Below are 14,437 nucleotides of genomic sequence, written 5' to 3' on the forward strand. Positions count from 1 at the left end.
CCTCGTCCAACGGCTTCTTTGCCATGGCGCGTATCTCCATTCAATCCGTTAGAGATATAACGCGCCAGCATCGAATCGGTTGTCATGTTTTATGGGAAACTCAATAGCATGGCGAGACTGCTATCGGTAAACGTCGGATTGCCGCGTAACATCGAGTGGAAAGGCCGCACGGTCTACACCGGCATCTGGAAGACCCCTGTGCAGGGTCGCTGCCGGGCCGGCCGACTGAATCTTGCCGGCGATGGTCAGGGCGACCTCGGCGGGCACGGCGGCGAGCAGCGCGCGGTATTCGTCTACCAGATCGAATCGTATCGACACTGGCAGCAGCAACTAGAACGAAACGACTTCGCGTACGGGCAGTTCGGCGAGAACTTCACGATCGAAGGCCTGCCCGACTCCGATGTCTGCATTGGCGACCGCTTTCGGATCGGCGACGCGCTGTTCGAGGTCACGCAACCGCGCGTAACCTGCTATCGGGTCGGTATCCGGACGAACGAGCCGCGCATGCCCGCGTTGCTCACTTCCAGCGGAAGGCCGGGGTTCTACCTGCGCGTGCTGCAGGAGGGCGACGTCGCTGCTGGCGACGAAATCGTGAAGATTGGCGAAGCGCAGGAACGGATAAGCGTCGCCGAAATCAACGCGCTGTTGTACTCGCCGCATCATCCGCGTGAGCAATTGGAGCGTGCGTTACGAATCGACGCGCTGTCGCCCGGATGGCGCTGGTCATTCAACGCACTGCTGCGCGATCAGGCGCATGGCGTGAAGAACGGCAACGCCGGACTGGCGCCGGCGGCCGCTGCGCATCCGGTTGCACCGGGTTTCCGTACGCTGCGGGTCGCAGCACTCGATCAGGCGTCCGCCGACGTTCTGTCACTCACGCTCGAAGCCGTCGATGGCCAGCCGCTGCCCATGCCGCTGCCCGGCCAGTACGTGGTGTTGCGGCTGTGTCGGCCCGCGGACGCGTCACCGTTCTTTCGCAGCTACTCGCTATCCGGCGCGCTCTCGACCCAGCGCTATCGGATCAGCGTGAAACTCGAACGGAATGGCGCGGGGGGAACGTATCTGCACCGGCAGGTCCGAGTGGGCGATACGCTCGACGTCAGCGCGCCGCGCGGCAGCTTCACCTTGCAGCCTGGCGACGCGCCGGTGGTGCTGCTCAGCGCCGGTATCGGCGCCACGCCGGTACTCGCGATGCTGCACGCACTGTCGGCGGCAAGCTCGACGCGGCAGGTCTGGTGGCTACACGGCGCTCATGATCGGCAACACCACGCGTTTGCCGACGAGACCCGGCATCTCGTGCGGGCGCTTGCTCGCGGCCGCGGCTACGTCTGTTACAGCAGGCCAGATTCCAGCGATCGGATTGGTGAAGATTTTGACGCAACCGGGCATCTGTCGCGATCGGTGCTCGACGAAGCCGGTGTGCCGCGCAAGGCCGATTTTTATCTATGCGGGCCGCCCCGTTTCATGTCGGAGATGAAGGAAACGCTTGCCGCATGGGGTGTTCCGCCCGAACGGATCTACGCGGAAATCTTCAACGGCGGCCCGTCAAGGACGCCGGGCATCGTCGGTGCCGCGGCGCGCGCGCCGCATCCACCCGAAGATGACGCGAAGACCGGCCCGCTGGTATCGTTCGCGCGCAGCGGCATCGCCGCGCACTGGAATGCCGCTGTTTATCCAAGCATCCTCGAACTCGCCGAGGCGTGCGATGTACCGGTTCGCTGGGCGTGCCGCACAGGCGTATGCCACAACTGCGAAAGCGGTCTGGTATCGGGAAAGGTCGCTTATGGCCCCGAGCCGCTCGACCAACCCGCCGACGGCAATGTGCTGGTTTGCTGCTCGCAGCCTGTCGACGATATCGTCATCGATCTTTAATCGCAGCGCCGTTTCACCTTGCTCCGTCCCGTTCGCACAGCCAGTCAGATACGGTCAGGTCCACGCGTTCCCACGCTCGTAGCCTAACTAGCAGCCGTCCCGGTCCAACGTGATCGATCCGGCTGCTCGCATTCCTGTTCGTCGCTAAACCGGCATGCGGCGCAAAGGCCAGGGAGCGTCGGTACACGCTAGCCCGCTTCGCTCACGACAACCCGCGCACCTTGAGGCCGACCACGACTCACTCAAGAGAATTTTTAAGGAGCACTACCATGATTTTGTGGGGCAAGGAACATGAGGCACGTGCAAAGGCGCTGGCAACCGCGTGCCGGGAAACGGCTGCCGATATCGCGGGTCTATCGGTTTCCAACGAGGGCATTCAGGCGCCGGCGTGTGCGGATGCGACGTTGACCATCTGGGGGCACGGCGATCAAACCACGCTCGCCGAACTGATGGACGTCCAGATGGGCCAGTTGATCCAGAACTGGCGCACCCGCAATAGCGCGCTGAAGACCGTGGAACTGGTGACCTGCAACGCGCAGCACAACCAGGACCCGTTGGCTGGCTACGCGAAGCGTGTTGCGAAGTTCGTTCAGCGCAAATACAGCGATGTGGTCATCAAGGCGCTGCCGAAGGGCCAGCACGCCGACGACTATTCCATTCTGTGGGCATCCGCTAATCCACCGGCATTTTTCTATCTCACCGCGCCATCCAAAACGACCTTCGATAACGCCAACCAGCTTCTTCTGAGGCTGGACACGCAAAAGAACCACGACGTGGGGGCGATCGCAACCGAGATGGCGAAAGCCCGCACGCTTGCGGAGCCGAACAACTTCACGATCGTGTCGAGCACACTCGATCAGTTGCGCCCGATGCTGGCCACGATCAAGACCGATTGATTCGTACACCAGCGAACACACGACCGCAAGCGACCCGCGACAAGGGGCACGTCCCTCTCGCCGCGGGCACTGCCTGTATTGCGCAAAGCGCGCACCGTGACCCATCAAACCAAAGCACCCTCGCCTTGCGAAACGCCTTCTAGCAGGTGTCGATCGATCGACGATCGATTTCATCGAAAGGCAACGGTCAATCAGTGATGCTCAATAACTTCAAAGCTTATCGACTGTAAGCAGATTGCCTTTGCGTTGCCATACAGGCTTTGCATGATCGTCGAGGTTCCTTGCCGGCTGCATTCGCCGGTTACCCCGTGCGTCGACCTCTGGCCATAAGCCTCGAGGCCGCGGCGCGGCTCGCCTCACGTATCCCGCTCCATCCCTTGTCCCGATCGGCTTTCCGGCAGCCGGTGCATCGGCTCGCCTAAACAACCTTTCATCGCTCCCACGGAGACATTACATGCAAAGCCATCCCCGCCGTCCGATTCCGCTGCGTGTCGCTCGCGCGGCATCCCTGTCGTTCTGCACAGCCGCGCTCGCGATTGCCGGCTCGTCCGCTCAGGCTCAATCCCCATCGGCCGCCAGCGCAAGCTTCGGATCGGGTCCGGCCTCGGGCCCCTTCGACCCAACCTTGCTGGTAGTCAGCCGAAGCGTCTATGACAATCAGTCCAGCAATGTGCAGGTCGGCGAGGTTTTGCCGCCCAATTGTGCGGGCACACAGGCAGGCTGCCCGGCTGGTGGCGCGACGTCCGACGGTACATATCCGTTCGTATGGAACAACGTGATCGGCGATCCGAGTTTCGGCATCACGTCGAGAATCTTCCTTGACCAGATCACGCCGGCCGGCGGCCTCGTGCGCACGCTCGAAGTGCCGAACAACCTGAATGGAGGGGACCCGAAAGGTCAGCTCGTCACCAGTTTCAGCTCGAAGTCCGAGCTCGCGCTGAATCTGTCGACCGATGGCCGGTCTCTGACCTTTATGGGCTACGTCGCGCCCGTCAATACGATCGACGCGTCGAACTCGAATACGCCCGGTGTCATCGATCCGACCGATCCGGTGGGCGAGCAGTTCTTCCGCGCGGTAGCGCACGTCGACCGCGAAGGCCATTTCACGTTCACCGAAACCAACGCCTATAGCGGCAATAACGGACGCGCCGCGATCCTGAATGACAGCAACGGCGCCCACGTCATTTACACGGCCGGCAATGCGGGCAACGGCTCGAATCCGCAGCCTGCCGGTGTGGTGCTCGGCGCAGGCGCGCAGTTGATCGACCCGTCGAATCAGCCCGAAGCACAGCAGAAGCCCGGCACGCCGACGCCCGTCGCGAGCTTCTCCGTGACTCAGCTCGGCGCGCCGGCGGACAAGGTCGGCAAGGACGACAACTTCCGTGGCCTGACTGTGTTCAACAACGTCGTCTATTTGACCAAGGGCAGTGGCAGCAATGGCGTGAACACGGTCTATTTCATCGACACGACCGGCAAGGCCTGTCCGTCGGGCGTCGGCGTGCCGTCGCCGCGCGCGGCATTGCCGACCAGCCCGCTCAACTTCAACGCCGCGACGCTGCAATCGACCGGCTTGCCGAGCAATATGTGCGTGCTGGCGGGTTTCCCGGTCACGCCGAACAAGACCGCGACCACGCAGGCGTTCCCGTTCGGTATCTGGTTCGCGGACGCGAACACGCTGTACGTCGCGGATGAAGGCGATGGCTTTGCCAGTGACGCGACGCTCTATACGCATGCCGCGGCGCAAACGACGGCCGGCTTGCAGAAGTGGATTTTCGATGCTCGCGCGAAGACATGGAAGCTCGCGTATACGCTGCAAAACGGGCTGAACCTCGGTATCGCCTATACGGTGCCAGGCTATCCGGGCGGGAACAACATCGCGACCGGATTGCCGTGGTCGCCTGCGACTGACGGTCTGCGCAATATCACGGGCCACGTCGGCAACGACGGCACAGTGACGATCTGGGCCATCACGTCGACCGTCAGCGGCAACGGCGACACGGGCGCTGATCCGAACAGGCTGGTGGCGATCCGCGACATCCTTGGCAATACGACGGCCCGCGGTGCGGGCCAGGAGCGGTTCGTGACGCTGCGTAATGCCGGATTCGCCGAGGTGCTGCGTGGCGTGTCCCTCGCGCCGAGCGAGAATGGATCGCAGCGCTTCTGATATCGGAAACGGCCACTCTCCTTACCGGAGAGTGGCCGAGCCGACAGATACGTTCAGAACGTGTGACGCAACCCCAAAGTGACCGCGACCTGGTTCGGGGTCGTCGAGGCGGCAGGCAAGCCGCTGATGATCGCGCCGAGCGCCAGCCCATCCTGTGCGACGTGCTGGTACTCCGCCTGCACGTACACCTGCGTGCGGACCGATAGCAGATACGCGGTCTGGATATTAATCTGATCCCAATGCGGATGCGCGGCATCGACGCTGCCATCGGTATGCACGTAACCCGCGGCGACAGTCCACGGCGAGCCGAGCGTGTACCTGCCGTTCACCTCATAGTTGTTAAAGCGCACGCTGCCGCCATTGAGCGCAAGGCCATTGGCGACGCCCGACTCTCCCGCCGATATCCCAAACGCGTTGTCGAGCAGCGTCTGCGTAAAGACGAAATCGGTTGTGAAAGGACCGAATGAGTACTTTACGCCAGCGCCCCAGGTTCTTTGCCGGTCCGCGAAGAACGTCGCGTCGCCGTTGAGTGCGCCATTGGCATTGGAGATCACGGCGGACGTCAGATTCTGGTTGATCTGCAGATACGCAGCCGAGAACGTCAGGCCGCTGAACGCGTACGACGCGCCAAAACTGTAGGCGCGATTGTTCGCGAAGTCTCCGGCCGCATTCGAAAAGCTATATAACGCACCGAAGTGCAGACCACGAAAATCCGGGCTTTGATACTTGACCGAATTGTTGACGCGGAAATCGTTGTCGAGATTGTCGTTATCGAATGGGTGGGCGAAGAACGTTCCTCCATATTGCGTGCCGGTCAACGCGAGTGGCCCGAGATAATCGACGACGCTATCGTATTGCCGCCCCAACGTGAGCGTCCCGTATCTTGACGACCCTAGGCCGACGAACGCTTGACGGCCAAATTCGCGGCCGCCCTGGCGCAGCGTGCCGTTGCTTGCATTGAAGCCGTTTTCGAGGGTGAAAATCGCTTTGAGGCCATCGCCGAGATCTTCACTGCCTCGCAGTCCCCACCGGCTGGTATTGATCGCACCATCGGTCTGCTGCCAGGTGCTATGGCCGGCCTGATTGTTCGTATAGGTGATCCCCTCATCGATGATCCCGTACAGCGTGATACTGCTCTGGGCATATGCGTGACCGGCGAATAAGCCGGCCATCGCAAGGCCTACCGTCATCTTCTTCATCTTGTCTCCGAAAGCATGGACGTGAAACTTCAGCCAGCACGCGTCGCATGCGCCGTGAAGGACGCGACGCACTGCGAACGCGTTGCAAGGATTGATTGATGGATCGCCAGGCGCGTTGCAAACATCACCCTGTGCGTGCTGCGGCGGAGGGGGGTCGCGCTTCTTGATCGCTGGCATAGAGAGGACGGGTTGCGGTCGGGTTCCGGGCATTCGGAGTGCGTCCGCCTCTGTAAACACACAAGCGCCGTAGCGTTCCGCGCTAAGAAGCACGCGAGACGCTTGATTTGCTTGAACAAGCAGCGGGATCTGATCGGCAACGCGAGCGGAAGGCTCAGCGGTTACTTTCAGCGGAAACGTCGCTATACCGCTCAACGCTGCGCACCGGCAGAAAATGCGTGGATTGTCACCGGTGTCGCTTTCGTGATCGGGCGACTGGATCGCGCCATCGATGCGGCTGCGAAACTGCGCCGCAACCCACACGCCGAATTGACCGTTAACGTGCGTCAGCGCACATGCACGCCAGACACACCGTGATTTCCCTGAACGGACAAGCGCCGCTGACCGGTTAAAATCTCGCTTTCAGGTCTTCGCCACACGCGAATGCACCCGGTTAGCCCGAAGAACGGGGCGCCTATGCCTAAGCCTTCCGCCGCTGCAATCGCGCTCTGTGCGAGCCTCGACATGGGGTCGCGTGCGAGGCAGGCTATGACACGGAACCAACAGATAGTGAAATCGATTTACTGGAACACAGCTGGCGCCGCGCGCTTTTCCGGCGGCTTGCAAAGAATTGACTCAACGATCCCCGAACTGCCGCGCCGCCTGTCATTCAGCGCAATCGGCAGGCGCCTTGTATTCGCATGCGGATTAGCCGTGAGCCTGTGTGCGATGTTTCCGCCGTCCGCGTTGGCCGCTCAGGATTGCCACAGCGAAATTCCGGCCGCTCAGCTGTCGGGGGCGGGTGAGTTCCGGATTCTCGGCCTGCACCTGTACGATGCGCAGCTTTGGGGTTCGCGGCTCCCGGTGAACTACAACACCGGCTTCGCGCTGCAATTGACCTACACGACCTCCGCCACGCGTGAACGTCTCGCCACGCTGGGGCTGAATGAGATGAAACGCCTCGCGCCGACACCGTTGCCCGATTCGCTGATCGCGCGCTGGCGCAACGACATGCTCAAAGCGTTCGTCGATGTCGCGCCGGGCGACTGGTTGTGCGGTGTGTTCCTGCCGGGCACAGGCGTGCGTTTCGTTGCGAATGGTGCGCCGACCGCGACCATCGAAGACCCCGAGTTCGCGAAGGCGTTCTTCAATATCTGGTTTGACCCGGCAACGCGAGCCAAAACGCTCAGGACGAAGCTGCTCGGCGGCGGTAGTTAGAGCCCGCTTTAAAGCTCGCTTTAAACCCCGCTTCCCGCGAAAGATTAATGGGCCACCGTCGCCAGGCGCGAGCCAGCGAACGGGTCCTGGCTCCAGTCCACCGCCGCACGGCGCTTCTCCGCGGGCTTGACCGCCGCTGCAACAGCGAAATGCTCGAGCGATTGCCCGGCGCTAATCGCCTGCGTCAGCCATTGCGGCATGCTGCCTTTGCCGTCCCAGGTGTCGCCGAATGCGTTCCGGTAACGCACCGATTTCTGGCGCATCCGCTCCTCCGCGAGCGCGGCCGCCACGTCAGCGGCCTTCATGCCCACTTTCGCCATCCGACGACGCAAATAGGCAATCATGCTTTCGCGCTTTCTCTCGTCCATGTTGAATCCCTCCGGATTTTTGTTGAGTCCACCTATCGCGCCATCAACTTCAGGCGCTCACTCGATGGAGAAAGTATCGGTATCGGGAAGCTCGGCGTCGAGTCGCGGCCGCAAAAAACACTATTGCAATTGGAATACCAGTCAAGCCGATCAGGACCGGAAAACCCGGAGCCGCGACGTCGCGTCGCGGCTTGGCATTAATGGATATGAAAGCTTCCGCCGATCCCGACACTGACAGGCGGTCCATAGTAGTAACCCGGTGCGTATCCGTAATACGCCGGCGCCGGTCCATAGCCGTACGGCGGCGCAACCACGCAACCGCACAGGCCGCCAATCAGAGCGAGGGTAATCAGTAATCGTGTCATGGCTTGTCCCGCCAATTGAAAGAGACAAGCCCAGTCTAGTGCGCGGCGCTCGCCGCCAGGTTTCCCGCGCACTTACAGGTGTTACCTGTTGTGACCGGTTAAATGATCCTGATGGCCGCGCTATTGCCTGTCGAGCGTGGCCGATGCGGATGCGGATGCCGATGCGCGCGACGGCAAAACGACCGTCGCGATCAAACCGCTTTGGCCGTCGTGCCGGTTCTCCAGTGAAACCGAACCGCCATGCTTTGCTACCACTGACTTGACGATCGACAGTCCAAGCCCGCTGCCTTCAACGGTTTCGGAATTCAACCGGAAGAAGCGGTCGAATACGCGCCCCAGCGCGTCCTCTGGAATGCCCGGTCCCGTATCGGTCACCCTTATCACCGCGCCGGCCACATCCTCGAATACGTCGATGTCCACGCATCCTCCGGCCGGCGTGTACCGCAACGCGTTCTCGATCAGATTGCGCGCCGCCATCCGCAACTCGCCGGCGTGCGCATTCACGTGCGTGGCTTCGAAGCGTTTGACACCCAGGTCAATCGAGCGCGCGTCCGCGACCGGTAGCAGATCGGCAATCAGCGCCTGAACCATCTGCCGCACGTCGACCGCGTCGGCCGCCGTACCGGGATCGTGCTGCGCATCGGCGCGCGCGAGTTCGAGCAGTTGCCGGATCATCGTCGCGGTGCGGACGATCGCCTCGCGCAATTCATGCACCCGCTCGCCGCGCGCGCTCGCATCGGACGCGTTTTCGAGGTTGTCGATGCGCAGTTGCAAAGCGGCGATCGGGGTGCGCAGTTCGTGCGCCGCGTCGGCGATAAAGCGCTTTTCACCGTCGATGCCGACCTGCAGGCGCGCGATCATCCGGTTGATCGAATCGGCGAACGGCCTCACTTCTTCAGGCACGTGCGAAATATCGAGCGGCGTCAGCCGGCTGATGCCGATGGTTTCCGCGTCCGAACTGGCGCGCTCCAGCGACGCGAATGCCGCATTGACGACCACCGGGATCGCAATCCAGACAAGCAGGATCAGGAAAACCGTCGGCACCAGACTTTCGAGCGCCGCGCGCCCCGCGGTCTGTTCGCGAAACGACACAGGCTGGCCGACCTGATAGGTCAGATCGTCGGTGTCTTTTCTGAGCGTATAGATGCGATAGCGGTGAGCGTTGATGACCTCGACCGAAAAGCCATTCGGCGCGTTCCGGTTGAAGATCACTTCCGGGTCCGTATTGTCAGTCGGCGTCGCGCGGCCCTGTTTCCAGATCTGCCCAACGAAGCCGTCGATCGAATGCTGCGGCGGACCGTTCGTGCCGATCGTGCCCACCTTGCCGGCGGCAAGCCAGACCGCCGCGCCTTGCAGATGCACGTCGAGCAGCTCGTCGATGTGCCTCATCGACAGCCAGTACGATACGCACGCATCGACCACGCCGACGACGGCGAACAGCACGACCAAGGTGCCGATAATCCGGCTCTTCAGCGATTTCATGCCGCGCGGCTCCGCACACTATGCCGTGCCGCTGTGGTTAGCGGCGCGGCCAAGCGATTTTCCATACGTGGTCCGATTCCTTGACGACATAGTCGCCGCCGACGAAGTGCCCCGTCGCGGCGGCGTCGACGAAACGCCGAAAAATGACACCCGTGTCGACCACCACACTTGCGACGACATTGTGATAGCGGCGCGATGCGTCCACCATCCAGCCGATCGCCCCGACCTGCCGATGCCTGGAAGCCGCGGCGATCACGGCGTCGTTCGCATCGGCGACCACGATGTCGGCCCCCGAGCGAATCTGATGCTCGGTGAGCTGTGTCGCGAGTTTGCGGGCACCCCAGTCACCGGTCCAGTCGATCAGCACCGTGGCGCGGGGCTCGGCTTCGAGCACCGCCTGCCTGAAGCGATTCGCCTCGCCGCCATCGACGGCTTCGACACCGCCGACAAAGCCGACGACCTTCGACCTCGACTCGCGCGCGGCGACCGCACCGGCGAGCGCGCCGCCAAGCGGCTGGCAGTCGAGACAATAGTCGATGATGTTAGACCCGCGAGCCTTGCCTGACACCGTCGCGAAAAAGGCGTCTGGATAGTGGGCGGCGGCGGCCGCCGTGACGGCACCAAGCTCAGCGCCCGCAAGGATAAAGCCGCGCACGCCCGCTGCATGGTGCCTACCGATGATCACAAGAATCTGCTGCGCGTCCATCTGGTCGGCGTTGCTGACGACGTCGACCGGATAGCCGCTGCGCCGAAGCGCCAGATATCCGTTATAGGCGGCCTCGCTGAACCCGAGATCATCCGTGTCGTACGGAATAAACAGCACGACGGCGAAGCGGTTTTGCGCCGCCGGGCTGAATGGGACGGCGGCATAGCCGTGCGGAATCGCGCCGAGTATCGTGAGCCCGACCCATGCGCGCATCACCCGTCGGCGCGCGATATGAGGCTCCGTTCGCCGATCGTCCTTATGGCTTCGATAGTCAATGCTCATATCGTTGTCCCGATCGTATCGGCGCCCGTCGCTGCGTACCGTGTATCAGCGCACGCTTGCGTTACCCCAGCGGTTTCACCCCGATCAGCCATCCATGGAGAAAGAACGCAAACACGACCCACGCGATCGCACCCGCAACGATCGCCATCAGATCGCGTGAAAAAGTCCCAGCGGGATAAACCACCTGCGCGGCACGATCCCGCCGTCGCGCGGCAGCGAAGTCGAAGATCGCCCATACGAGGAATGCGCCGAACAGCACGACGGCATTCCACGTGCCATTGGCCAGCAGATGCCCGAGCGCCCAGAGCGCGACACCGATCACCATCGGATGTTTGAGCACGGACTTGAAGTGCGTGCCCGGCATGTGCGCCGCCGGAAACAGGATAAAGGCGATGAGTGTGAGCAACGCGGTCAGATGCGGCGCCCAGATCGGCGGAGCCCAGAGCGCGGCGGGCTCGCGCCGTGCGATCGCATATCCCCAGATGATCAGCACCAGCCCGATGATGGATGCGCCTGAATAGGCGGCTTTCCAGCGTTTCTCGCCGATCCGCGCGATCTGCGCGTCGCGCCACCCTTCCGCAAAGATCCGGACCGAATGCGCACCCAGGAATATCAGCAACCCCAGGATCAATATCGTCATGGAAGCTCCTCATGTCAGATGCCGGCAAGTCGCCGCGATTGTCTCTCATGACGCCGGCTGTGCCAAGGTTGTGTTGGGCTTCGATGATTCGTGTGCGGCACCCCTGAAGAAAGCGCCGCGGCGTCGCGCGACGCCATTGCGTTGCCCGCTGCCGGCACCTACATTGTGTAGAAGTCACCGCTCAATCCCTCTGCTTGCCCTATGCGCGGCACATCAAACCGCGCGGATCGCCACCTGTACCGATGCTTTGCCGTTGCGAGCATTGCGCACGATAAGCGCCCGCTGCCGTGCGCCTTCGCGCGTTTCGTCGAGATCGAATTCATTCAGCCGATAGGGAGGAACGCATGTGCGCTGTCATCGTCGACGTAGCGGAACAAACGCGCCTGAATGAGTCGCGCGAAGCCCACGTGCCGTGGAAGAAGTGGGGGCCATACCTGAGCGAGCGACAGTGGGGAACGGTCCGGGAAGACTACAGCGACAACGGCGACGCGTGGAATTACCTGACCCACGACCATGCGCGTTCGCGCGCGTACCGCTGGGGCGAAGACGGCCTGGGTGGACTGTGCGACGACCAGCAGCGGCTGTGCTTTGCGCTGGCGCTCTGGAACGGACGGGACGCGATCCTGAAGGAACGCCTGTTCGGCCTGACCAATAGCGAGGGCAATCATGGCGAGGACGTAAAGGAGTATTACTTCTACGTCGATAGCACGCCGACGCACTCGTACATGAAATACCTCTATAAGTACCCGCAACGGGAATACCCGTACCGGGATCTCGTCGAGATCAACCGGAAACGATCGCGCGACGACATGGAGTACGAATTGCTCGACACCGGCATCTTCGACGACGACCGCTATTTCGATGTGTTCATCGAATATGCGAAGGAGACACCGGACGACATCCTGGTGCGGATTTCCGTGCACAACCGCGGCCCGGAAGAAGCGACGTTGCATCTATTGCCGACCCTATGGTTCCGCAATACGTGGTCGTGGGGCGAAGATCAACACAAACCATCGGTGAATCGGGCAGGTACGGCGATTCACGCTGTGCACGACCAGTTGGGCGAGTATTGGCTGCATTGCGAAGGCGCGCCGGAGATGCTCTTCACCGAAAATGAAAGCAATGCGCAGCGCCTGTGGAATCAACCGAACGCGTCACCGTACGTCAAGGACGCGTTCCACGCGTACGTGATCTCGGCACAGCGCGACGCGGTGAATCCCGCCGAAACGGGGACCAAGGCCGCGGCCCGATACGTGTGCCACGTGCCGGGCGGCGGCCGCGCCACGATCCGGTTGCGCCTCGCGGCATCGAGACTGGATAACGCGTTCGGCGGGTTCGACGCGATCTTCGCCAAACGCATCGCGGAAGCGGACGCGTTCTATGAGCGCATCACGCCCGCGTCGCTAACCGACGATCAGCGCCGTGTGCATCGCCAGGCGCTCGCGGGCATGCTGTGGGGCAAGCAGTACTACTACTTCGATCTCGAACTCTGGCTGCGCGAGCACGGCAGTCACCCGCTGCTCGACACATCGCGCGGCAATGTGCGCAACACCGAGTGGTTCCACATGTTGAACGCGGACATCATTTCGATGCCCGACAAATGGGAGTACCCATGGTATGCGGCCTGGGACCTCGCGTTTCATACGGTCGCGCTCGCCCTGGTCGATTTCGACTTTGCCAAGGAGCAGTTGCTGCTGATGCTGCGCAGCCTCTACGTGCATCCGAGCGGCCAGCTTCCCGCATATGAATGGAACTTCAGCGACGTGAACCCGCCGGTGCACGCGGCCGCGACGCTTTGGCTATACAACTACGAGAAAGGCTTGGGCCGCGCGGACCCGCGTTTTCTCGAGCGCTCGTTGCAGGGCTTGATGCTTAATTTCAACTGGTGGGTCAATCGCAAGGACCCGTCGGGTCGCAATGTTTTTGCGGGCGGCTTTCTCGGCCTGGACAACATTGGCGTGTTCGACCGCAGCGCGCCGTTGCCAACCGGCGGATCGCTCGAGCAGGCAGACGGTACCGCGTGGATGGCGTTCTATTGCCAGTGCATGCTGGAAATGGCGGTGAATCTGATCGAATACGACCCGATGTATGAAGACGTCGCGTTCAAGTTCGTCCAGCATTTCATGTGGATCGCGTATGCGATGGATCGGCGCGGCTTCCATCAGGACGAGATGTGGGATGAGCAGGACGGCTTCTTTTACGATCTGCTGCGGCTCCCCGATGGGCGGACCACACGCTTGAGGATCAGGTCGCTGGTCGGACTGCTGCCGCTCTGTGCGTCAACCGTGTTCGAAGCGCCGTCGATCACGCACTATCCGAAGCTGATGGAGTTGATCGCGCAGTTCCGCAAACGCTACCCCGAACTGATCGAACAGGTCGCGCCGACCGATGGCAGTTTTATCGGTTATAACGGCCGCCGGCTGCTGTCGATTCTCAACAAACGCAAGCTCGAACGCGTGCTTCGATACATGCTCGACGAAAATGAATTTCTTGGGCCGCACGGCATCCGCTCGCTGTCGCTGTTTCATCTGAAGCATCCGTACACGATCGACGTCGGCGGACACGAGTACTCGGTGCAATACCTGCCGGCCGAATCGAATACCGGTATGTTCGGCGGCAACTCGAACTGGCGCGGGCCGGTCTGGATGCCGGTCAATTTGCTGATCGTGCGCGCGCTGGTGAATCTGTATAGCTTCTACGGCAATGATTTCAAGGTCGAATGCCCGACCGGCTCCGGGCAACAGATGACACTCTTCGAAGTCGCTCAGGAACTCGTCCGCCGCTTGACCAGTACATTTCTGCGCGATGCGGACGGACGTCGGCCCGTGTATGGCGGCACGGAGAAATTCCAGAACGATCCGCATTGGCGTGACCTGATCCTGTTCTATGAATACTTTCACGGCGACAACGGCGCGGGCCTTGGGGCCAGTCATCAAACCGGATGGACGGGGTTGATCGCGCCGATGATCGACCTGTTCGGACGGATCGACGCGCAGGATGCGCTCGAAAGCGAACGAGGGCGGCTGGCGGATCGGATGGGTCGGGAGCAACCGGGTCCGGGGCAGACTCGCGTCACTTGAGTGAATGCT

General features: G+C 61.9%; 11 protein-coding genes. 5 read left to right on the forward strand and 6 right to left on the reverse strand.

Annotated features, from left to right (window positions below; genetic code table 11):
* Positions 1 to 108 precede the first annotated feature (108 nt).
* From HV796_RS00005 to HV796_RS00015, 3 genes are all read left to right on the forward strand, one after another.
* Entirely contained in the window at positions 109 to 1,872 is a 1,764-nt protein-coding gene (locus HV796_RS00005; RefSeq protein WP_175223954.1) for an MOSC and FAD-binding oxidoreductase domain-containing protein, read from the forward strand.
* A gap of 269 nt (positions 1,873 to 2,141) precedes the next feature.
* Positions 2,142 to 2,768, forward strand: coding sequence for a hypothetical protein (locus HV796_RS00010; protein ID WP_175223956.1), 627 nt, complete (start codon positions 2,142 to 2,144; stop codon positions 2,766 to 2,768).
* Between the two features lie 454 nt (positions 2,769 to 3,222).
* The gene (locus HV796_RS00015; protein WP_246355609.1) at positions 3,223 to 4,932 is read left to right on the forward strand and encodes a hypothetical protein; all 1,710 of its coding nucleotides are present in this window, start codon (positions 3,223 to 3,225) and stop codon (positions 4,930 to 4,932) included.
* Between the two features lie 53 nt (positions 4,933 to 4,985).
* Here the strand turns inward: HV796_RS00015 and HV796_RS00020 are convergent, their stop codons facing one another.
* Complete coding sequence (locus HV796_RS00020; protein ID WP_175223958.1) at positions 4,986 to 6,131, reverse strand: porin; 1,146 nt, start codon at positions 6,129 to 6,131, stop codon at positions 4,986 to 4,988.
* A 705-nt stretch (positions 6,132 to 6,836) separates the two neighbouring features.
* Here HV796_RS00020 and HV796_RS00025 point away from each other — a divergent pair.
* Entirely contained in the window at positions 6,837 to 7,505 is a 669-nt protein-coding gene (locus HV796_RS00025; protein WP_246355610.1) for a chalcone isomerase family protein, read from the forward strand.
* 44 nt (positions 7,506 to 7,549) lie between these two features.
* Here the strand turns inward: HV796_RS00025 and HV796_RS00030 are convergent, their stop codons facing one another.
* From HV796_RS00030 to HV796_RS00050, 5 genes are all read right to left on the reverse strand, one after another.
* Complete coding sequence (locus HV796_RS00030; protein WP_175223960.1) at positions 7,550 to 7,873, reverse strand: H-NS family nucleoid-associated regulatory protein; 324 nt, start codon at positions 7,871 to 7,873, stop codon at positions 7,550 to 7,552.
* Positions 7,874 to 8,070: 197 nt separating this feature from the next.
* Entirely contained in the window at positions 8,071 to 8,238 is a 168-nt protein-coding gene (locus HV796_RS00035) for a hypothetical protein (RefSeq protein ID WP_175223962.1), read from the reverse strand.
* Between the two features lie 120 nt (positions 8,239 to 8,358).
* The gene (locus tag HV796_RS00040) at positions 8,359 to 9,720 is read right to left on the reverse strand and encodes a sensor histidine kinase (RefSeq protein WP_175223964.1); all 1,362 of its coding nucleotides are present in this window, start codon (positions 9,718 to 9,720) and stop codon (positions 8,359 to 8,361) included.
* A gap of 37 nt (positions 9,721 to 9,757) precedes the next feature.
* On the reverse strand, positions 9,758 to 10,708 hold the full coding sequence (locus HV796_RS00045; protein WP_246355611.1) for a BMP family ABC transporter substrate-binding protein: 951 nt from the start codon (positions 10,706 to 10,708) through the stop codon (positions 9,758 to 9,760).
* 61 nt (positions 10,709 to 10,769) lie between these two features.
* Complete coding sequence (locus HV796_RS00050; protein ID WP_175223966.1) at positions 10,770 to 11,348, reverse strand: NnrU family protein; 579 nt, start codon at positions 11,346 to 11,348, stop codon at positions 10,770 to 10,772.
* Between the two features lie 344 nt (positions 11,349 to 11,692).
* Between HV796_RS00050 and HV796_RS00055 the strand changes: the two genes are divergently transcribed.
* Positions 11,693 to 14,428: an MGH1-like glycoside hydrolase domain-containing protein gene (locus tag HV796_RS00055; RefSeq protein WP_175223968.1), complete on the forward strand. Its 2,736-nt coding sequence runs from the start codon at positions 11,693 to 11,695 to the stop codon at positions 14,426 to 14,428.
* Positions 14,429 to 14,437: the final 9 nt, after the last annotated feature.

The organism is Paraburkholderia humisilvae (genome assembly GCF_902859855.1).
Classification (GTDB): Bacteria; Pseudomonadota; Gammaproteobacteria; order Burkholderiales; family Burkholderiaceae; genus Paraburkholderia; species Paraburkholderia humisilvae.